At 58.4% G+C, this 20,431-nt stretch carries 15 protein-coding genes and 1 pseudogene; 6 read left to right on the top strand and 10 right to left on the bottom strand.

Features of this window, described 5'->3' with window-relative positions; all coding sequences use genetic code 11:
- From ACUVSA_RS10475 to ACUVSA_RS10490, 4 genes and pseudogenes are all read right to left on the bottom strand, one after another.
- A pseudogene (locus ACUVSA_RS10475) lies at window positions 1–3,230 on the bottom strand (efflux RND transporter permease subunit).
- Window positions 3,227–4,015 carry an efflux RND transporter periplasmic adaptor subunit gene (locus tag ACUVSA_RS10480; protein WP_445894764.1) on the bottom strand — a complete coding sequence of 263 codons (789 nt, stop codon included), beginning with the start codon at window positions 4,013–4,015 and terminating at the stop codon, window positions 3,227–3,229. Before ACUVSA_RS10480 ends, ACUVSA_RS10475 begins: the two are co-directional and overlap by 4 nt.
- Window positions 3,957–4,586 carry a hypothetical protein gene (locus ACUVSA_RS10485; protein WP_445894765.1) on the bottom strand — a complete coding sequence of 210 codons (630 nt, stop codon included), beginning with the start codon at window positions 4,584–4,586 and terminating at the stop codon, window positions 3,957–3,959. The genes ACUVSA_RS10480 and ACUVSA_RS10485 overlap by 59 nt, the downstream gene beginning before the upstream one ends.
- 60 nt (window positions 4,587–4,646) lie before the next feature.
- Window positions 4,647–4,991, bottom strand: coding sequence for a YkgJ family cysteine cluster protein (locus ACUVSA_RS10490; RefSeq protein ID WP_445890980.1), 345 nt, complete (start codon window positions 4,989–4,991; stop codon window positions 4,647–4,649).
- A 367-nt stretch (window positions 4,992–5,358) separates the two neighbouring features.
- Between ACUVSA_RS10490 and ACUVSA_RS10495 the strand changes: the two genes are divergently transcribed.
- A complete protein-coding gene (locus ACUVSA_RS10495; RefSeq protein WP_445890979.1) occupies window positions 5,359–5,769 on the top strand; it encodes an HIT family protein in 411 nt (136 codons plus the stop codon).
- A 112-nt stretch (window positions 5,770–5,881) separates the two neighbouring features.
- Here the strand turns inward: ACUVSA_RS10495 and ACUVSA_RS10500 are convergent, their stop codons facing one another.
- From ACUVSA_RS10500 to dusB, 3 genes are read right to left on the bottom strand one after another with little or no spacing between them, the layout of a single operon-like run.
- Window positions 5,882–6,751 (bottom strand): glycosyltransferase family 2 protein, encoded by an 870-nt coding sequence (locus ACUVSA_RS10500; RefSeq protein WP_445890978.1) that lies wholly within the window; start codon window positions 6,749–6,751, stop codon window positions 5,882–5,884.
- A gap of 16 nt (window positions 6,752–6,767) precedes the next feature.
- Window positions 6,768–8,513 carry a 4-hydroxy-3-methylbut-2-enyl diphosphate reductase gene (gene ispH / locus ACUVSA_RS10505; protein ID WP_445894766.1) on the bottom strand — a complete coding sequence of 582 codons (1,746 nt, stop codon included), beginning with the start codon at window positions 8,511–8,513 and terminating at the stop codon, window positions 6,768–6,770.
- On the bottom strand, window positions 8,510–9,574 hold the full coding sequence (dusB, locus tag ACUVSA_RS10510) for a tRNA dihydrouridine synthase DusB (protein ID WP_445894767.1): 1,065 nt from the start codon (window positions 9,572–9,574) through the stop codon (window positions 8,510–8,512). Before dusB ends, ispH begins: the two co-directional genes overlap by 4 nt.
- Window positions 9,575–10,373: 799 nt before the next feature.
- On the opposite strand from dusB, the gene ACUVSA_RS10515 reads away from it, so the two are divergent.
- From ACUVSA_RS10515 to ACUVSA_RS10530, 4 genes are all read left to right on the top strand, one after another.
- Window positions 10,374–11,300: a phosphorylase family protein gene (locus tag ACUVSA_RS10515; protein ID WP_445894768.1), complete on the top strand. Its 927-nt coding sequence runs from the start codon at window positions 10,374–10,376 to the stop codon at window positions 11,298–11,300.
- The gene (locus ACUVSA_RS10520) at window positions 11,257–12,099 is read left to right on the top strand and encodes a 1,4-dihydroxy-6-naphthoate synthase (RefSeq protein WP_445894769.1); all 843 of its coding nucleotides are present in this window, start codon (window positions 11,257–11,259) and stop codon (window positions 12,097–12,099) included. The genes ACUVSA_RS10515 and ACUVSA_RS10520 overlap by 44 nt, the downstream gene beginning before the upstream one ends.
- Before the next feature lie 21 nt (window positions 12,100–12,120).
- Window positions 12,121–13,269: a hypothetical protein gene (locus ACUVSA_RS10525; RefSeq protein ID WP_445894770.1), complete on the top strand. Its 1,149-nt coding sequence runs from the start codon at window positions 12,121–12,123 to the stop codon at window positions 13,267–13,269.
- Window positions 13,270–13,350: 81 nt separating this feature from the next.
- Window positions 13,351–15,063 carry a glucose-6-phosphate isomerase gene (locus ACUVSA_RS10530; RefSeq protein ID WP_445894771.1) on the top strand — a complete coding sequence of 571 codons (1,713 nt, stop codon included), beginning with the start codon at window positions 13,351–13,353 and terminating at the stop codon, window positions 15,061–15,063.
- A gap of 330 nt (window positions 15,064–15,393) precedes the next feature.
- Here the strand turns inward: ACUVSA_RS10530 and purB are convergent, their stop codons facing one another.
- From purB to ACUVSA_RS10545, 3 genes are read right to left on the bottom strand one after another with little or no spacing between them, the layout of a single operon-like run.
- A complete protein-coding gene (gene purB / locus ACUVSA_RS10535; protein ID WP_445894772.1) occupies window positions 15,394–16,698 on the bottom strand; it encodes an adenylosuccinate lyase in 1,305 nt (434 codons plus the stop codon).
- 43 nt (window positions 16,699–16,741) lie between these two features.
- Complete coding sequence (locus ACUVSA_RS10540) at window positions 16,742–17,407, bottom strand: potassium channel family protein (RefSeq protein ID WP_445894773.1); 666 nt, start codon at window positions 17,405–17,407, stop codon at window positions 16,742–16,744.
- Between the two features lie 11 nt (window positions 17,408–17,418).
- Window positions 17,419–18,783 carry a TrkH family potassium uptake protein gene (locus tag ACUVSA_RS10545; protein ID WP_445894774.1) on the bottom strand — a complete coding sequence of 455 codons (1,365 nt, stop codon included), beginning with the start codon at window positions 18,781–18,783 and terminating at the stop codon, window positions 17,419–17,421.
- Window positions 18,784–19,607: 824 nt separating this feature from the next.
- On the opposite strand from ACUVSA_RS10545, the gene sfsA reads away from it, so the two are divergent.
- Window positions 19,608–20,378 carry a DNA/RNA nuclease SfsA gene (gene sfsA, locus ACUVSA_RS10550; protein ID WP_445894775.1) on the top strand — a complete coding sequence of 257 codons (771 nt, stop codon included), beginning with the start codon at window positions 19,608–19,610 and terminating at the stop codon, window positions 20,376–20,378.
- Window positions 20,379–20,431 lie beyond the last annotated feature (53 nt).

Here is a 20,431-nt window from a genome sequence, read left to right on the forward strand (position 1 = left end):
TCAGGCGGCAAGGGCCTTGGCTGCGTCGGATGCCGAAGCTTCCAGGCCGTTGCCTCGGCGACGACGCGCCGGTTCCACGTCTTCTCGACGATAAGGCCAGCGCCCGTTGCGAACGCGGTAGAGCAGCACACGCACGTCGTTGAGAATGGCCAAAAGGGCCGGGATCAGCACCAGCGTGAGCACCGTGGCAAAGGCGACCCCGGCAGCCAGGGTCACGGCCATGGGAATGAGAAACCGCGCCTGAAAGTTCGTTTCCAAAATCATGGGCATAAGGCCTCCCACGGTGGTTATCGTGGTCAGAATGATCGCGCGAAATCGTCGCCGCCCGGCTTCCATGAGAGCGTCAAAGAAGCGCATGCCTTCGGCCAGATTTTCGTTGACGCGTTCGATGAGCACGATGGCGTCGTTAACCACGACGCCGGTCAAGGCCACCATGCCGAAGAGGCTCATAATGGAGATGTCAAAACCTATCAGGAGGTGTCCCACCACGGCGCCGATGAGCCCAAAGGGAATGGTCACCATGATGATGATGGGCTGCATGTAGGATCGAAAGATGGTGGCGAGGATGATGAAGATGCCGAGCAGAGCCAATGGAAAACCCACTTTGAGGCTGGAAAGAGATTCGCGCATCTTTTTCTTTTCCCCCTGCAGTGCGATGCGCAATCCCGGGTAACGCTTTTCCAGATCGGGGAAAAAGTTGGCGGAAAGGTCCTGTAAGATCTCGTTGGCGTTGGCTCGATCACTATCCACCGCAGCACTAACGGCCACGCGGCGCATGCCGTCTGTTCTTGTAATGACCGCATATCCAGGAGCGTATTCCACGAAAGCCACTGATCGCAAAGGCACCTGAGCACCCTTGGGGGTTCGAATGCGCACCTGGTCCAGCCTGGAGAGGTCTTTTCGCTCCTGGTCCGTATAGCGCACCTTAATGCGAAGATCATCCCGGCCCCGTTGAATCCTCAGAGCTTCTTCGCCGTAGTAACCGGCATAGATCTGACGGGCTAAATCATCCACGGTCAGCCCCAGGGTGTGCGCTTCGGGTTTCAGTCGAAGCCGAAGCTCTCTTTTGCCCGCCGCATAGTCGGATCGAATCTGGTATACCCCGTCGAATCGGTGCAGCCGTTCCATCAGCTCTTTGGACACGGCCACAATATGGTCCATGTTTTCCCCTTGAATCCACACTTCAATGGGCGCTCCAGGAGGCCCCGTCTCCATTCCCTCAAAGGTTAAGGACTTGGCCACGGCAATGGGTCCAGTTTCCTTTTCCCACGCCACCATAATGTCTTTGGAATGAATCCCGCGCTCTTCGGAATCCAATAAGATCGCTTGAATGGCTCCGTAATGAGGACCATGGGCCGGGGTTTGCCCTAGGGTCTGACCCACCAGCGCCAGGCGGTCCACCAGCATGGGGCGTCCTGAGCGCGTCTTGAAACGATCATTGAGGCGAAGGAGCGCTTTTTCCACTCGGGTGACGGCATCTTGGGTCACGTCCGCGGGCGTGCCCTCGGGAAACTCGATGGTGGCATTGAGCACGAAGCCGTCGATTTCCGTAAAAACAACAAACTTGACGATACCCCCTTGAATGACACCGACACTGATGAGAAGGACGGCAATGGCCGCACACATGCCGATGTAACGCCAATGAAGCAGGAATCGTAAAGACGGGAGATACATGCGTTCAACGAACCATGCCATGGCCCGTTGCACCTTTTCCTGCAAACCGTTGAGAAACCGCCGCAGGGGACCCCCAGGGGATCCTTGGGGATTTGTGTCGGGCGGTTCATTGAGGTGGGCCGGAAGGAGCATCAGGCATTCCAGAAGGGAAATGCTCAAACAGGCCACCACGACCTGAGGGAGAATGGCAATGAATTTTCCCATGATACCGCCCACAAAGGCCAAGGGCACAAAAGCCACGATGGTGGTGGTCACCGCGGCGATGACGGGAAAACCCACTTCCGCCGTGCCTTCCACCGAGGCCTACAGAGGCGGATCTCCTCTTTGACGGTGGACGAAGATGGATTCACCCACCACGATGGCATCATCCACGATGATGCCTAGAACCATAATCAGAGCAAAGAGGGAAATCATGTTGATGGTGCCCCCAAAGCCCCAGATGATGCCCAAAGCTCCCGCGATGGAAACGGGAATGCCCATACCGGCCCAAAAGGCCAGCCGTGCGTCCAGAAAAAGCCACAGCAAAACGAGCACCAGGGCGAGGCCGTTCAGGCCGTTTCTGAGCAAAAGCCGAATGCGGGCTCGCAGCATGTCCGTCGTGTCGTAAAGAATGTGGATATGCAAGGTATCGGGTGTTTCTTTGGACTTTCGCTCCACGTAGCGGGCAACGGCACTGGAGATGGCCAGAGCGTCTTCCTGGGATGTTTTGAACACAATGAGCATGACGCGCTTTGGCCGTTCACCGAAGCTCGAATGGGGTCTTCCGTAAAGCCGTCCACCACACGAGCCACGCGTCCCAGAGGAATCATGGCCCCGTCGGGCGTAGCGAGCAGCACGAGGGAAGCTAATTCTTCACCCCGGTATCGGCGCCCCATAGTGCGCACGCGGATTTCTTCTCCTTCGGTGCGTATGGTGCCGCCGGCCATATTGAGATTGCTCCGGCGCACAGCATCGGCCACCTGCGCGAAGGTGAGACCGTAGCGGCGCAGCGTCGGTTCCGACACTTCGATTTGAATCTCGTAGTCGCGGGTGCCGAAGGTTTCCACCTGGGAAATTTCGGGCAGAGCTTGAAGATCGTCTTTGACCCGCTCGGCCCATTCCTTGAGGCGCTCTTCGCTCATGTCGCCGGAAAGGTATACCAGGGCGACGGGACTGCGCAGTGTGACATCCGTGATCACTGGCCGTTCTGCGTCCACAGGAAAAGTGGAAATGGCGTCGATTTTAGCTCGAACGCGATCCAACACCACACGAAGGTCGACGTTTTCCATGACCTCAATGGTGGCTGTGCCCGCGTTTTCTCGAGCCTGCGTGATGATCTGCTTGATGCCTTCCACCCCTTTCAGGGCTTCTTCCATCTTTCGGCAAATCCCCTCTTCCACTTCCTCCGGGGCGGCTCCGGGGTACGGCACGCTGATGGTGATCATGTCCAGGGAAAATTCGGGGAAATTTTCCTTGAGCATTAAAAAGCTGGCCATGATGCCCGCCGTAAAGATCAGGACCAGCACGATATTGGCGAAGACCCTGTTTTGAGCAAAAGCCGCCAGGATGGTTTTCATGGTGTTGTTTCCTTCGGCGGCTGTGGGAAAAAGGGTGTGGTGTCAAGGAACATGTTTTCCAGAGGATTCACCAGGCGGGTGACGATCACCCAGTCGCCTTGGTGAATCCCTTGGGCAATGAAAGCTTCCTCGCCTTGCAGGCGGGCCACCTGAACGGAAACCGTCTTCAACCGATCGTTGACAGCCAGATAAACCTGATTGTCGTAGGTGACGGCCCATTGAGGCAATCGCACCACCTGGTGGAGCATACGACCGGGAATCTCCACGGCGCAAAACATGCCATCGGCCAGGGGCATTCCCGAGGCGCCCTTCGGCGTGGCCCCGCTTCCGGAGACGCGCACGGCCACGGTGAGCGTTCGGCTGGTGCGATCAAAGGACACCGCTCGATGCAGGAAACCTTTCCAGGTATGGCCTTGAGGGTCTTCGACCCAACGGACCACACACGGAACCTGCCGCACACCCTGAAACCACGTGACGTCCGACGCCGAAGGGTTTTTGTCAAAGATCAACCATCGGCGCACATCGTCGCTGTCGAGAGGCACGAAGATTTCCAGCAGCGAATCATCGGCAAGGGTGACAGCGGGGGTGCCGGGGCTGAGGAATTGCCCCAGCTCAACAGATTTTGCGGCAATCCGCCCGGTAAAGGGCGTCCGCACGGTGCATCGTTCCAGCTGCGTTGCCGCCCGTTGACGTTGCGCTCGAGCGGCTTCCAGACTGCTTTGGGCTTCACGCAATCGTATGGGATACAGTGCCAGGCTCTGTTCCAGAATATGCACCTGATCCACGGCCTGGTTGTAGGCTTTTTCCGCTGCTTCCACGGCAGACCTGGTCCCCAACACGGCTCTCTTCGTAAAGCCTTTTCAGCCTTTCATATTCCGCTAAGGCCAGATCCCGGGTGCGCTGCAGCACGCTCAGGCGCCGTTTTTCCAGGGCCCATTCCTTTTCAAGGCGCATCACCGTATTTTCCAACTGGGACACCACAGCGTGCGATTCGGCCAAGGCTGCCTCGTAGTCGCGGGGATCGATCTGAAATAACACCTCGTCTTTCGGAATGATTTCCCCCACAAACCATCGAGGATGCACGGCCAGGACCCTTCCCGACACTTCCGAAGACAGACTCACCAAGCGCACGGAGTGTGCTTCTCCGTAACCGGTCAAAACCACGGGCACATCTTCCAGATGTGCCTGAAGGACTTCCACTTTGTAGGTTTGCTCCTGGAATGCGGCTTGCGCAGGGGGCTTTTTCAAGGAGGCCAAGGCCGCCATGCCGGCGATGCCGACACCCAAAAGGGCGCTGCAGACCGTCAAGCGGAAAAGAATCTTGCGATTCCCTGTTCGAAATTTTTGAAAGTCCATGCCGAAAGCTCACAGTTTTCCTGGTTCATGGGCCCGTGAGGCGCTCCACGAGCCGAAAAGTCAAGGCCACAAAAGACGATAACGATGGTGCAGCTCTGCTTCCACATCCTCATGCAGCATTTCCACTGGGCGTGCCCCGTGGGGACAGAGTGCGTTGAGCGATGCGCCGAACAACCGACAGGTGAAAGGCCGCACCGGGTAAATGGTGCAGCCGTCCGGTGAAAGATAAGGGCATGTGGTTCCCTGCGCCTTCAAAAGATGTCGTCCTTGGGCCTTCAAATACGCTCGAATCCGTCTGTCTTCTTCTTGGGTTCTTGAAGGAATTCCGAAAAGACGACAACAGTCGGTGCATCCGGGAATGCAGGCCATAGAAGGAATCATCGCGTACAGATCGTCCAGCGTCATCGTCTCTCTCCATGATGGCCGCATTTTTCACTCCGCCCATAAGGTCTTTGAAGAATGCAGCCGGAACTTGCACAACCGAACCTTCCCATCGTATGGTGATGCCGGGACGGCCAGGGGTATGCCCGAGAATGACGTTTTGACGGCCTTTGCGTTTTATTCTGCAGAAGCGCCGCAGGGCGCCATCGCCACACTGACCCGAATGGCCAAGGACCCGCCCAAGCCTGAGGGCGAGGCTTGCGCCGCTCCTACGAACGGTGTTCTCGAACATGCTGCGAAAGGCCGCATCCCGTCACGGACTATAGAACCGAAAGAGGCTTTAGGCAACAGAGGTGCCATAAAGCAGGCGTGGATGCATGGAGGTGAAGCCATGACGGATTGCATTTTTTGTCGGATTGTTTCCGGGCAAATTCCCTGCGCCAAGGTCTACGAAGATGACCATGTGCTTGCATTTCTGGACATCAATCCTCTCATGCCCGGCCATACCCTGCTGATTCCCAAAAAACATGTGGAGACCCTCTTTGAGATGACACCGCAGGAGGCTGCGGCGTGCGGAGCGGCTCTGCAAAAGGTGGCCGCCGCGGTCTTTAAAGGAACAGACGCCGAAGGGATGAATATTCTTCAGAACAATTACGAAATTTCGGGTCAGGAAATCTTTCACGTCCACTTTCACCTGATGCCTCGAAAAAGCGGGGACGGGTTCAAAGTCCCGTGGCCGGCCAAAAAATACGGTCCCGGAGAGATGGAAGCCGTTCTGGAAAAGATTCTTCAGGCTTTTTGAGACGTCTCGGGAGCTAGAGGAGCGGCGCAAGCCGCGATCCCTGATCGCGCTCCTCGGCGCTTTAACTGTTTCGAGCCAAAAAGACGCGGCCAAACCATCGTCGGACGAGCTTTTAGGCAGAGAACCGGGAGGCCGGGGTTTTTTGAGAAATGGAGCTACCGACTTGGGCGAGGTTCAAGGCCCAGGAGGCTTCGTCGGTTTTTCCCCGTTTGAGGCAGCCGGCGGCGTAGATGGAAGCTTTCTTTTGCAGCACATGAAAGGCCTGAGCGCGCTGGGTGGGGCAAAGCGGCGCCGTTTTCAAAAGCCTGGACAAAGCCAGCAGTCGAAAACGGTCCAGAGCTGGAGTGGTCGCGGACAATTGGTCTTCGTGGCCGCCTCGTTTGATCACCAAAGGCCTTGGCACCAGCCCAATGGGGTGACGGCACCCGATGCGCAGCCAGAGGTCGTAATCTTCACAGGCGGGCAGCGACTCGTCAAAAAGTCCTACCTCGTCCAAGAGCGATCGATGGAGCATCACCGCCGACGGGCTGACCAGGCAGCGTTCCAGAAGACGTTCAAAGCACCATCCGGACGGCTTGGCGTGATACTTTTTGGGGTTGCGCCGCCGCCCCTTATGGATCCAGATTTCCTCCGTTTGACAGATGCGCATGTGCGAATGTTGCCGGAAATAGTCCAACTGGGCGCGAAGCTTTCCGGGAAGCCACAAGTCGTCGGAATCCAAAAAAGCGATCCATTCCCCTCGGGAAACCAAAATTCCTGCGTTTCTCGCTGCGCTGACGCCTTGGGAAGGATCCAGCCGCAGGCGGAGCACTGCCTCACCGTATGAGGCGAGAAGGGAGGGCGTGTCATCCTGAGAGCCGTCGTCCACGACAATCAGTTCCAGGGAAACACTTTTCTGAGCCAGCGCGGATTCGACCGCTTGACGGACCATGGCGGCGCGGTTACGCGTGGGAATAATGACGCTGATCAGGTTCGGCACCATCTGTGCTGAGCCCATCTTAGAGGCTTTCCAACCAGATCCAAAGGCATCCGAGAAGTCCCAGCCCCATGAGCACGGATTCGATCAGGGTCTCCAAGTAAGCCGCATCCTTGATGCGGCGACCTCTCGAAAACCGAAAAAAAACACCATAGACAGCAGCAGCGACGGCGAAAAAAATGCCAAAAGGCGAGCCCAGCTTCCAATACGTCCCCAGGAGTGAGGCCGCGGCCAGTAGTATCAAGACAAGCGCGATAAAGAGGCCCGCCTTTTGTTCGCCCCACAAAACCACGATGGTTTCTCGCCCCACCAATCGGTCCCCTTGAATGTCCAGACAGTCCAGGAAGGCGGTGCGGGCGAGAACGAGCAGAAAAACCAGCACGAAGGCATAAAGCAATCGGCCAAAGCCCAGTGGCACATCCCCAAGATGCGGCAGCCACACGGTGACGCTCGCCCAGGCCAAGGGCACGGTAAAGGTCTTGGATCCCGGAATATCCTTAATCTTCAGAATGGTTGCCTGTTCGATCCACCGAGACTGAAAAATGGGCACCGCATACAGGGATCCAAAGGCAAGGATCAACACCATGAAAAGACCCGTCGCCGGGCCATGCAGGCCGGCGCTGACCAGCGCGGCGAAGGCGGCAGCGATGCCTGCAGCGGTAAAGGCCGTGCGGTTTTTCATGTAATAGGCGGCCCGCAGCGGATCGTTTAGTTGTAGAGCTTCCCGATCGATGTAGCGGTTCAGCGTGTGCATGGCAAAAGCATAGAAGGCGGCCATAATGATAGGCAGATAACCGATGGGTAAACGGGTCAGGGCCGAGACCGCCGCCGTCAAAAGCCCTGCAGCGACGGCCGAGGCGGCATTGGTGTAAGCGAGCTTTTCCATGCGACGTCGCCATATCGCGATGTGCACAGTGCGCGGGGCCGGTTCAAGGCTTTCCAGATACCGCACCACATGACGAATCATCCAATTGGGCGTGGACGCTCCCGCGGACACTCCCACCGTGTGATAGCGGGAAAGTTCCCGAGGGTCCAAATCCTTTTCGGTTTCCACATGATATGTGGGGACACCGCATTCTCGGGCCGTCTGGGCCAGCCGTATGGTATTGCCGCTGTGGGTGCCGCCCACGATGACCATGGCCTGCACGTGTCTACACAAACGCCGGATTTCGTTTTGACGTTCATGGGTGGCGCCGCAGATGGTGTTTTCCACCACGCCTTGAGGAAACTTTTTTCGAAACCGTGCCTCAACGGCCTGGAACAGGTCTTCATTTTGGGTGGTTTGGGACACCAAGAGGACGAGAGGCCAATCGTCCGGCAAGCGATCCAGATCTTGGGGCGAGTGCACGACCACACCTCGGCCTTCCGTGTATCCCATCAGGCCGATGACTTCCGCATGATCCGCATCGCCCACGATGATGGTGTGGTAGCCCTTGCGCGCATACTTGCGAATGATGGCCTGAACGCGAGCCACGCGCTTGCAGGTCGCGTCGATGAGTCCCAGGGCCATGGCCTTCAGGCGCCGTCGCTGTTCCGGAGGGATGCCATGGGCGCGAATGACCACCCATCGGTTTCGGCATTCTTGTTCGGTGGCCGCTTCATCCACTCCACGTTCCTTGAGCATGGCCAGGACTTGCCGGTTATGAATGAGCGGCCCGAAGGTGCACAGAGGTTTCTTTTCTGGAGATCGGGCCGTCTCCAGGGTCATTTCCAGCGCCGTGCGAACCCCTTGGCAAAAACCCGCCGTTTCCGCCACAATGACTTTCATGGGTGTTCCGTCCCGTTTTCCCGCACCTTACAACGCATCAGGTCGGCGCCTGAAGCCGTAAGTTCCGAAACGAAGCCGTCCAGTAGCTGCAATAACCCAGGCACGTCGGACGCTCCCATAAAGCGGTATCGCCATGCCGAACCATTGGGACATCCTTTAGTGTACCACACCAGATGCTTTCGCAGGGCCCCGATGGCTTTGGGTTTTTCTCGAGTGAAAAGCCGAACGTGGTCCTGCACGGTCCACAGGAATTCGTCCCACGTGGGTTGAGCAGCCCTCACTCCGTCGGGATCGAACTGTTGCGCAATGGCCGAAAAGAGCCAGGGATTTCCCAGAGCCCCCCGGCCGATCATGACGCCGTCACAGCCCGTTTTTTGCCTCATGCCATGGAAGTCGGACGGAGTGGTCACATCCCCGTTGCCGATGACGGGAATGGACAATTGGGCTTTGACTGTGCCGATCCATGTCCAGTCCGCTGCACCGGAAAGGCTCTGCTGCGCCGTGCGGGCATGGAGGGTCACCGCGTCGGCTCCCGCGTTCTGAAGCCCCCGACACAAGGGCAGCACCCGCACCTCGTTATGGTTCCATCCCAGGCGTGTCTTGACCGTCACAGGAACGGAGACGGCCCCCTTGACGGTTTCCACAATGCGCAGAAGCCGATCCGGGTCCCGAAGCAGGGCGGCGCCGGCACCTTGGCGCACGATCTTGCGCACAGGGCATCCGGCATTGATGTCGATGATGGCGGCCCCGTGGTCCTGTGCCGCCCGAGCCGCTTCCGCCATGACTTTCGGATCGGCTCCAAAAATCTGGATCGCCACAGGGACGGAAACCCTCGTGGGAACGGCCAAAATTCTTTCAGCGGACGGATCCTGGCGCCGAAATCCTTCGGCGCTCATCATCTCTGAGGTCACCAGCCCTACCCCGAAGCGGGAAACCACGGTGAGGAACGCTCCGTCCGTCACTCCGGCCATGGGGGCCATGATCACTGGGGGATGCACAGTGACAGGCCCGATTTTCAGCGCATCGTTGCGGAAGGTTTTCTGGTGCTCCATAATCTTCATTATGGGACAACCATGTTTTTGTCAGGAGCGGACTTTGTCCCTCCGCCACTCAATCACCAAGCATCAAGTATGGCAAGTATGACACAAGTACGGGACAACCATGTATTGTCGATGTGCGCAACGATGTGCGCAACTGTGTGGGAATCAAACAACACAAAAGATATGTCAGTCATGCTCTTTCCAGGCGAACTTTGGCCCGTCCGCCGATGTTCGGAACAGCACAAGCCGGTTTCATCGCATAATGCACCGCGAGGATGCGCTCCTTCCCTAGGGCTTGTCTCACCATGGTTTGGCCGCATCCTTTCGGTTTGACCTTGGAGGACGGTTTGAGCTTGTAGGAGCGCCGCAAGGCGCGATCAGGCATCGCGGCTTGCGCCGCTCCCGCTGCAGGTGTTCTCGAACAGGCTCCTGGTGACATGCGTGCCCGAACGACGCCTACGAGACCTTTTCGAACCATTATTTAGGTTCGTCACCCCCCGCCGGCCCCGTTTCCCCGCGAGAGCTTCATAAAGAGGCAGCCGCGCAAAGTCAACCAGCGTCGGTGACGGTGCGCGCGTTGACATGGCTTTTGGCTCCCTGATAGCTTAGGATCGTCTCCGGTAACGGTTTGGCTACCTCCTTTGGGCGCGATGTTGTGGAAGCGGCGCACGCCGCGACGCCAGATCGCGCTGTGCGGCGCTTTTACGGCGCTGTGCTGCGCTCCTACAGAATGGAACGAAGAGGGCGCCAAAGAGCTATTCTTGGAGGGGTTCGTCGACTTGTCAAAGCACCATGAACCTTGGGAATGTGCCGAAAAAAAATGGTTGAACATGTGGATGTTTTGATTGTCGGGGCCGTTCCCCATGAGCTGGATCCCCTGGAAGGCTGGCTTGAGGAACGGTACCGGCGGGAAACGCCGTGGACAATCGTCCGAATGGGGACATTCGGGGGCCTTCGATTGGGTCTGGCGTGCTTGGGCGTTGGAAAGGTCAATGCCGCCGCTGGATCGGCGGTTTTGGTGGAACGCTTTCGGCCAGCCCAGATCTGGTTGGTCGGCAGCGCCGGAGCCTACGCCGAAGGGCCGTTAATGGTAGGCGATGTTTTGGTTTCCGACACTGTTCTTTTAGGCGATGAAGGGGTTTGGGAACGGAACGGTTGGGGTTCCATGAAAGCACTAGGCTTTCCCGTGGCCGAAGAAATGGGCCGCCCGGTTTATGAACGTTTTAAGCTCACAGAGGATGCGGCCGTGCAGCGCGTGGCGGCGCTGACGCCGGCCGGGTTGTATGCCGTGGAGCTTTTCGCCTCGGAACGGCGTTGGGCGCGCCCGGTGGCAGGGGACAAGTCAACAGCGAAGGGGACGTTGACGGCCGAAGATGGAACGGCGGGTCTGAGAACTTCGACGGCCGACGTTTTTCAGGTGGCTTTCGGACCGTCGGTTACGGTAGGAATGTGCAGCGGCGACGAGTGGGTCGCCCGGCAGCGTTTCGCCCGCTATCATGCGTGGGCGGAAGACATGGAGGGGAGTGCGGTGGTGCAGGTGTGCCGCCGTTACGGGGTGCCCGTGGTGCAGTGTCGAGGCATCAGCAATCGAGCGGGCGTACGAAACAAACGATGGTGGCGCATCCCGGACGCCTTGGCTCACAGTCATGCCGTGGTGGGGTCATGGCTACTGCAGATGTCCGTTTCCAGGAAGGAGGAGGCTTGTGATCCAAAGCCTGTCCATGGGTTTTTCCACGTGCCCCAATGATACCTTCATTTTCGGCGGTTTGGCCAAGGGTGCCGTTCGGCCTGAAGGGCTGCACGTGAAGCCTTTTCTGGCCGACGTGGAAGTGTTGAATCGCCATGCCAGGGAAGCCCGCCTGGACATCACCAAGATTTCGTTTCATGCAGCCATGCATTGCCTGAAAGATTACTGGCTCCTGCGATCCGGAGGCGCTCTCGGCCGAGGCTGCGGCCCCATTGTGGTGGCCCGCAGGCCCTTGAGGCCGGAAGATCTCTTAGAGGCCGCCGTGGCGATCCCCGGCCGTTTCACCACGGCGAACCTTCTTCTGGAAATGAGCGGACTGCACCGTGGTCGGCGGGTGGAAATGTCCTTTGAAAAGGTCATGCCCGCGGTGATGGCGCAGGAAGTCGACGCCGGGGTGGTCATTCACGAAGGGCGCTTCACCTACGCGGACCTGGGTCTTCACCAGGTGCTCGACCTTGGCGCGTGGTGGGAAAACCACACAGGCTGTCCCCTGCCTTTGGGCTGCATCGTCATTCGCCGCAGCCTGGGCCGACGGACGGCCGCGGCCGTGGATAGGGCCATTGTGGAGAGCCTTGACTGGGCCTATGGTCATCCTCAAGAGGTTTGGCCCTACATTTCCGCCCACGCTCAAGAAATGGCCCCGACGATCATCCGGCGTCACATCGAAACCTTTGTCAATGAATTCAGCCGTGACGTGGGGACAGAAGGCCGCAATGCCGTTCGCCGGCTTCTTGAGGAAGCCGCCCGCATGGCGGGGTTTGCCTTGCCCGATGTTCCACTCTTTTGGACGGACCCGTGAACGATCCATGAGGTGCATGGCATGCAGGATGTCATTTACCGACTTTTTCTTTTTCCGCACAGTGTCTTGCATGAATCGGCGGCTCGATGTTTTTTGACCGTCTGGCCGACGATGCAGTGCCTGAGGGCCATCGGGCCGGCCGGCCTTCCACAATGGGTTGAGCCTTTGTGCCGACAGCTTGTGCCCCCGCAGTCCGACGATTTTTGGGAACGGGCGCGAAATCTCTACAGAGGGTATCAAGACCTGGGAACTCACATGGGCAAAGACGGCCTGATGGCCGTCCTGAGCCGGGATTGGGCGGGGGAGGCGGCTCCGGAAACTCGAAGTCATATTCAGTCGATGCTTCGAGGTTTTGGCCCGAAGCCTTTCGACGCGGCCGAAGGGCTTCTGATGGAGTCGGTCGTCTTTTTGGAAATGGCCAAGGATTTGGATCTTCGGGAACTGGAGCTTTCCGCCGACTTGAGCCAGGTGGGTCAATTGGAGGAAAAACTGCTGAAGGCGCTGGGGTCCGATGAAGAGGACAGCGCGGAGCTGCAGAAAGCCTTGGAGACCACCAACCCGCCGTTGAGTCCCGACTGGGGGCATTTCGCTTATTTGTTGCGCCAGCGCATCGGATTTTGGTTTCGACTATTGAGTCGGTTATCCGAAATGAGACAGCCTATGGCCTTGGCTGCCTTGGGACGGGATGTGGTGGACGAGGCGCTGGATGCGTTGCAGACGGCCAGGGAACGCCAGGGAAAGGTTTGGGAGCGCACGGAGACGGTGCTTTTGAGGCTTCCGCCTATGGATCTGTTGCCTTCCCAGGCACTGGCCCAATGGTTTGAGGCTGTTGCAGGTTTGGAAGAACGGGATGCCTTTCACAGAAGTTTCGAAGCGTTCCTTCGGGAACCGACCTCGGCGGAACAGGCCCGGCATCTAGCTGATCGAGCCCACGTGTTGGAGCAGTTGCTGCAGTCGCTGTGGGCTCGGTTTCGGTCGGATTCCTCGGTGCAAGGCGGCGGCTACGCCGTGGTTCTGACCGTTGCCAAGGATGTGACCTACCAGGAAATGTGGCGTTCCGTGGACCGGACGGGGCTGGAAGCTTTGGGAACGGGATCTGTGAGCCAAGATGCGGCAGTGCTGGTACACCTGGAAGAAAGGTATTCGAACAGTGCCGGCCGCGCATCCTGACGGCCCTGTTATGCTTTGTTTCGCAGCAGACCATTGCGTGTGAGGGTGCAAAGGAGCTCAGCCTAAACAGGGGGTTGCAGCATGCCGGATGGTATTCACGTGACAGGCCGTTTGGGGACGCTGGCCGAAGTGGTTCAGGCTGTCTTGGCACGGTTGCAAAAGGACAACATTGTAGAGCGCATATGGAGCCGCGATCACACCGTGTGGAAGCCGGAACCCACGGAAATTACCAATCGTCTGGGGTGGCTTGAAGCGCCCGGACGCATGAAGGAGCGCGTTCCGGAGATTTTGGCCTTTGTTCAAGAAGTGCGCGACAGCGGTTTTGCAAAGGTGGTGCTTCTGGGCATGGGCGGGTCCAGTCTGGCTCCCGAGGTGCTGTCCTGCATGTTTTCGCCTCAGCCTGGTTTTCCGACCTTGACCGTTTTGGACACCACGCATCCCGAGGCCGTTTCTCGAGTGCGGGCCTCTTGTAATCTTTCCAAGACCCTTTTTCTCGTTGCCACCAAATCCGGTGGGACGGTGGAAACCCTCTCCCTTTTCAAATACTTCTACAACCAAGTCTCGGCCCTCAAAGGCACACTGAACCCCGGAGCTTTCTTTTGCGCCATTACGGATCCGGGCAGTGGATTGGAAGCCTTGGGTCGGACCCTGCGGTTTCGAAAGATTTTTTTAAACGACGCCGATGTGGGCGGAAGGTATTCGGCCCTGACACTTTTCGGCCTCGTCCCAGCAGCCCTCGTGGGCATCGATGTGAAAATTCTTCTGCAAAAAGGGGAAGCCATGGCCGAAGCCTGCCGCCGACAAGACGGCATCCTCACCGGCCGCAATCCGGGCTTGTGGCTCGGCGCTGTTCTGGGTACGGCGGCCTCTCAAGGCCAAGACAAGCTCACTCTGGTGATGGACCCCACTTTCGCCAATCTGGCCGACTGGGTGGAACAACTCATCGCGGAAAGCACGGGCAAGGAGGGCAAGGGCATTGTGCCCGTGGTTCATGAACCGCCGGGAGGTCCCGAGGTTTATGGTCCGGATCGCCTCTTTGTGAGGACTTTACTCCACGGGGATGGGGCTTCGGCTGTGTTGCCGGTTTTCGAGGACGGGCTGGAGGAGTCGGCACGGGCCGAAGTGCACATTCGGGCGCGTGACGCGTGGGATGTGGGGGCCATGTTTTTTCTTTGGGAATTCGCCACGGTGGTGGCCGGCCATCTGCTGGGCATTCACCCCTTTGACCAGCCTGACGTGGAATCGGCCAAGGTGCAGGCGAAAAAGATGCTGGCCGCCTACCTTACCACGGGGTCGCTGCCCCAACCGCCTTGGGCTGTGCGGCAAGGCTCTGTGGCGCTGATAGGCGATGTGGCGGCATCCACGGTGGAAGAAGCCCTGACAGCTTTTGTCGATGCCGTGCCGCCTGGAGGTTACATCGGTGTGCACGCTTATGTGGCCCCGTCCTCGACAATGGACGAGGCGTTGCAGGTTCTGCAAGAAGCCCTTCGCAACAGGACGAAAAAGGCCGTAACGGTGGGCTACGGACCGAGGTTTCTCCATTCCACGGGACAGCTCCATAAGGGCGATGCTGGCAAAGGCGTTTTCCTTCAAGTGACGGACGAACCGAAAACGGATCTCCCCATTCCCGACGAACCGGGCCGGGAACACTCCGGGGTCACCTTCGGCACCTTGGTGGCGGCTCAGGCTCTGGGTGACCGGGAAGCGCTGCTGACCGCCGGCAGACCTGTGTTGCGGCTCCATATCCTCGGCGATGCGGCCGAGACCCTGCGCGCTATCGCTCAGCACCTGTGACCGCCCGAAGAACCTTGTCGACGCTTGCGCAGGGACGGCTTTTCGGCTGTCCGCGAGCGTGCGGACCAGCGGGAGCCGGTCCCTTCGAGGTGAATGGAGGGGCGCGGCCTTTTTTCCGAGGGACGGCCTCCCGGGTGCGTGTCCGAGAATGGCTTTTCGATGGCGTTTTCTTTCCCTTCTGCGGGAGCGTCGCAGGTGCGACCCGGCGTCGCGGTTTGCGCCGCTCATGCAGCCTCACGTTAACAGGACATAATCAAGCCATTGCCGAACAAGCCCTTCGAAGGCCATCGGCACCCTTGACCGGCATCGGCGGCGGTGCCGGCGTGGCCGTTAGAGGGACGTGGTGCCGAAGACCCGCTGAAAAATGGTGTCTACATGTTTCAGGTGATAGCCCAGGTCGAAGAGGCCCTCCAGTTCGCTGGCACTGAGGAGCGCGGCCACGTCTGGGTCGGCCTGGAGTCGATCTTTGAGCCCGCCGCCTTCCTGCCACACCTTCATGGCGTTTCGCTGCACCAGAGCATAGGCTTCTTCGCGCGTGAGTCCCTTGGCCACCAGAGCCAGCAGCACGCGCTGCGAAAAGAGCAACCCGCCGGTGATCTGCATGTTTTGACGCATTTTTTCGGGATAGGCCACAAGTCTCTCCAGGACTCGTGTCAGCCGATCCAGCATGTAGTCTAAAAGGATCGTGGAATCGGGGCCGATGATCCGTTCCACGGACGAATGGCTGATATCCCTTTCATGCCAGAGGGTGACATTTTCCATAGCCGCCAGAGCGTTTCCGCGAAGAACGCGAGCCAGGCCCGAAAGGTTTTCCGAAGCAATGGGGTTGCGCTTGTGCGGCATGGCCGAAGAGCCTTTCTGACCCGGAGCGAAATATTCTTCGGCTTCCCGGACCTCGGTCCGCTGCAGGTGCCGGATTTCCACGGCGATTTTTTCCACCGTGCAGCCGATGAGGGCCAGCGTCGTGAAATATTCGGCGTAACGATCCCGCTGCACGACCTGCGTGCCAATGGGAACGGGCATGAGGCCGAGCCTGTGGCAGACGCGAATTTCGATGTCGGGATCAATATTGGCGTAGGTACCGACGGCGCCGGAGATTTTTCCCACGCGCATGGTTTCTCGAGCCCGGGTCAGTCTTTCACGGTTTCTCTGCATTTCCGCGAACCAAAGGGCCCATTTGAGGCCAAAGGTGATGGGTTCCGCGTGAACGCCGTGGGAGCGGCCCATCATGACCGTGTGTTTGAATTCAAAGGCCCGTCGCTTGAGGACGGCCAGGAGCCGGTCCATGTCTTCCAGAAGCAGGTCGGAGGCTTCCAAGAAGAGCAGGGCGTTGGCGGTGTCCACCACGTCGGAAGACGTGAGCCCTTCGTGAATGAATCGTGAAGCCGGCCCCACGTGTTCGGCGACGCAGGTGAGAAAAGCGATGACATCGTGCTGGGTTTCTTTTTCGATTTCCTCGATGCGCTCCACGCGAAAGGCGGCCTTTTCCCGAATCTCCTCAATGGCCCAGGAAGGAATTTCCCCGCGTTCGGCGCGCGCCTCGCATACGGCCAACTCCACGTCCAGCCATTTACGGTACTTGTTTTCCAGAGTCCAGATGCGGCCCATTTCCGGGCGCGTGTACCTCTCGATCATCGTTTACGAATCCTTATCCTTGGCGATCTGTGCGGTCAACGCATCACAGACCTTTGACGGACTTGTGCAGCTGTTCCATGGCTTGGTTTGGCGCTAAAAGGATGAGCACGTCGCCCGGGCGGACGGCGAAATCCGCCTTGGGAATAAACGTGAGCTTATCTCCCTCGGCCTGGCGCACCGCCAGCACCTGAATGCCGAACCGATTGATGAGATCCAGTTCCCTTAGGGTCTTGCCCGCAAAACCCGGTAAAGCTTCCAGCTCAAAGATCCCGTGATCCCCGATAAAAGGCAGATATTCCAGCATGTTGGGGTGAACCAATCGCCCGGCCAAGCTGATGGCCATGTCTTTTTCCAGAAACAGGACATGATCGGCTCCCACCCTCTTGAGAATCCTCTCATGTTCTTCGCTCAGCGCCTTGGCGTAGATCTGCCCCAGGCCGATTTCCTTGAGCAGGAACGTTGTGAGAATGCTTGCCAGCATGTTGGTGCCGATGGTTACCACGGCGACGTCCGCTTCAGCCACCCCCAGCTCCAGAAGGTTTTCCTTGTGCGTGGCGTCGGCCGCCACGGCAACGGCAATCTCATTTTTGGCATGCTGAACCGCGTCCTTTCGTAAGTCAATGCCCAGCACATCAACACCCTGTCGGGTCAGTTCACGACCCAGGTAATACCCAAAGTTACCCAAGCCGATGATGGCCACACGCTTCATAGCTTATCCTTTCAGCCGATCATCACGGGTTCTACGGCATATTCGTACCGGCTGACGCCCTTGGCGGGCTGGATGGCCATGGCCAACACCAACGGGCCCAATCGACCGATGAACATGAGGGCGATGACTGTCACCTTGCCCCCAAAATTCAAATGGGTGGTAGCCCCGAGGCTTAAGCCGACCGTGCCGAAGGCGGACGTGGCTTCAAAAAGCAGTTTCAGAAACATGCCTCGAGTCGTCATCGGAAGCGCGTTGTTTGATTCCAATCCGACCAGGAACGCCGTGCCCAGAACCACCACGATAGCCGACAAAACAAAGACGGAGAAGGCGCGCCGTTGCGTTTCATCGGATATGGTTCGGCGAAACGCATGAACGCAAGGGCATCCTCGAAGCCGAGCTCGGCTGAGAGCCACCAGCACCGCGACGGTGGTGGTTTTGACGCCGCCGCCCGTGGATCCCGGGCAGGCGCCGATGAACATGAGAAGCAATGTGCCCAAAAGGGTCAAGTTTGTCATTTGAGAAAAATCCAAGGAATTGAACCCGGCTGTTCGGGTGGTGATGGACTGAAAAAGGGAGGCCAAGATCTTCGTGGCCAGAGGAAGGGCGGCCAGCGTTGTCTGCCACTCGCAGGCTAAGAAAAAGAGTGTGCCGGAAACGATCAAAAAACCGGTGCTGGTGACGGCGAGCTTGGAATGCAGGGACAGACGCCGCCAGGATCTCTGCCCACGGAAGGCCTGATAACTTTCGTGGAGGACAAGAAACCCTATGCCGCCCAGGACGATCAAACCGCCCATGGTCAAAATCACCAAGGGGGAATTCTGGTAACTCATCAGAGAATCCGGCAAGAGAGAAAACCCTGCGTTGCAAAAGGCGCTCACACTGTGAAAAACGGCCTGGAAAAGGGCCTGGCCCAAAGGAAAGCGGTGCGCAAAGGCGCCGAAAAGGAGCGCGGCGCCGACGGCTTCAATGACCATCGTAAAGAGCATTACCTGGGCGACAAAGGTTCTCAGGTGCGTATGGCGACCGTCGGTGTAGGTGTCCTGAATGAGGAATCGGGATTGAAAGGAAACCCGCTGCCCCAAGGCCATGAGAAACACCGTGGACAACAACATGATGCCGAGGCCGCCGACCTGGATCATCAGGAGCAGGGCTCCCTGGGCCCACGGGTTCAACTGGCTTCCGATGTCGTAAAGGCTCAAACCCGTGACGCAGGTGGCCGAAGTGGCCATGAAGACGGCATCGATCAAAGGCATGTGGGCGCCTGATGGCATGGGCAGAGCATGCAGCACCAGGCTTCCGACAAAAATGACGGCAGCGAAGCCGGCGACAGGGAAGAGCGGCGGCGGAAGAAAATTTTTCTTTCGATGCGACACCATAGACCACTTTTTTCACGAGCCCATGCCGGGTGAACTGTAGCACACAATGCCTTTGCATGTCCAAAAAGCATTTATGTTCTAAAATTCTCACGGTACTCAGGCACAAAGAAGTAGCACACTATGCCTTTGCATGTCTAAAAAGCATTTGGGGCGACGCAGCGCTTCTTTGACCCAGGTGCGTGCTCAGAAGCGTGTGAGAAGGCAAGCTTGATGGGCCCTGCGGCTGGGAACGTGAAGGGTGAAGGTGTCTGGTTTTAAAAGAGCGGCTCCGGCCCTCCGGCGATGCTCGCACCGGCGAAAGCCGATTCCAAGGGAAGCAAATCAGGGTGCCCGTCTGCAAACACCTTCAGGAGGAGCGGCGTAAGCCGCGATGCGATCAGACAGCGCCGCAGCCCCATCCGCCTTCACAACAAAAACCTTCTATAGAAGCGGCGCAAGCCGCGATGTCAGTGCGTTGCGGGCTCTCATGGCCATTCGGGTCCGTGTGGCGATCGCGCCTTGCGGCGCTCCTACAGTCTCAATTCGAAGGGACGCTGCCAAACTGGTGTCGGACAGGCTGCGAGGCGAGCCGGCCCCTTTTGCGGCGAACCGGTGAGATGCATTTAGGGTATCGCAGGAACGCGCTGTGCCGTGTCCGGAAATGAGCGGACCGGCAGGAGCCGGTCCTTCCGAAGGATCTTTCGGACCGCGATGCACACGGTCCATCCGTCGTGACATGCGGGCGCGAACGGACCCCAAGGAGAAGGCCATTCTCAGACTGGCTCCCAGGACGGTTTGACTCCGAGGGCGTCGTGACTATAATCAAAGAACTTTAATGCATCTTTGTGAACGAGCACTCATGGAATTCTGGACACGCCATGTTGGATACGCTTCTCCAATCGGTGGCCGTGCGCTTTAACGGTGTGGCCGACAAGGGTTTGATACCGGCCGTTTTTCTTGCCCGGCCAAACAGGTTTGTCGCTGAAGTGCGCCTGGCGGACGGGCGGCTCGAGTCGGTGCACTGCCCCAACTCGGGATCCATGAAGGGATGTTTGAAGGTCGGGGCATCGGTGCGTTTGTCCCGGGCGACGCCCCACCGAGGGCGAAAGACGGCCTATACATGGGAGATGATCGAGATCGACGGCGGCTGGGTGGGCATCAACACCACCATCCCCAATCGCTTGGCGGCTCAGGCTGCCGAAAAACGGGCTCTGCCCATTTTTCGAGATGCCTACAACATTCAAAGGGAGGTGTCCGCCGAAAACCATGCGCGTCTGGACCTTCGCGTCACCACGCCCAAAGGGCCGCTGTGGGTGGAGGTCAAAAACGTCACCCTGGTGGAAAACGGCACGGCGTTTTTCCCAGACGCCGTGACGGTTCGAGGCACCAAACATCTGGAAGTTCTCGTGGAAAAGGTGCGCCAAGGCGAACAGGCGGCCATGCTGTATGTCGTTCAAAGAATGGATGCCGAGCGGTTTGCTCCAGCCCACCACATTGACCCGGTGTACGCCGAACGTCTCCGGTGGGCTCAAGCCCACAGGGTCGCCGTTTGCGTCGTGCAGGCGCGTGTGAGTCCTGAAGCCGTCGTTTTGGAGAGGCTTTTACCGTTGGCATAAGGATGGGCGGAGATTGTGCATCGAAATGCGGGCGAGGGCGGACGGCGGTGTAG

The organism is Desulfosoma sp. (assembly GCF_052743555.1).

Bases quoted from the DNA above. Each gene is read 5' to 3' on its own strand.
- ACUVSA_RS10485 (WP_445894765.1), bottom strand. From the start codon at position 4,586: ATGGACTTTCAAAAATTTCGAACAGGGAATCGCAAGATTCTTTTCCGC.
- ACUVSA_RS10490 (WP_445890980.1), bottom strand. From the start codon at position 4,991: ATGACGCTGGACGATCTGTACGCGATGATTCCTTCTATGGCCTGCATT.
- ACUVSA_RS10495 (WP_445890979.1), top strand. From the start codon at position 5,359: ATGACGGATTGCATTTTTTGTCGGATTGTTTCCGGGCAAATTCCCTGC.
- ACUVSA_RS10500 (WP_445890978.1), bottom strand. From the start codon at position 6,751: ATGGTGCCGAACCTGATCAGCGTCATTATTCCCACGCGTAACCGCGCC.
- ispH (WP_445894766.1), bottom strand. From the start codon at position 8,513: ATGAAAGTCATTGTGGCGGAAACGGCGGGTTTTTGCCAAGGGGTTCGC.
- dusB (WP_445894767.1), bottom strand. From the start codon at position 9,574: ATGAAGATTATGGAGCACCAGAAAACCTTCCGCAACGATGCGCTGAAA.
- ACUVSA_RS10515 (WP_445894768.1), top strand. From the start codon at position 10,374: ATGGTTGAACATGTGGATGTTTTGATTGTCGGGGCCGTTCCCCATGAG.
- ACUVSA_RS10525 (WP_445894770.1), top strand. From the start codon at position 12,121: ATGCAGGATGTCATTTACCGACTTTTTCTTTTTCCGCACAGTGTCTTG.
- ACUVSA_RS10530 (WP_445894771.1), top strand. From the start codon at position 13,351: ATGCCGGATGGTATTCACGTGACAGGCCGTTTGGGGACGCTGGCCGAA.
- purB (WP_445894772.1), bottom strand. From the start codon at position 16,698: ATGATCGAGAGGTACACGCGCCCGGAAATGGGCCGCATCTGGACTCTG.
- ACUVSA_RS10540 (WP_445894773.1), bottom strand. From the start codon at position 17,407: ATGAAGCGTGTGGCCATCATCGGCTTGGGTAACTTTGGGTATTACCTG.
- ACUVSA_RS10545 (WP_445894774.1), bottom strand. From the start codon at position 18,783: ATGGTGTCGCATCGAAAGAAAAATTTTCTTCCGCCGCCGCTCTTCCCT.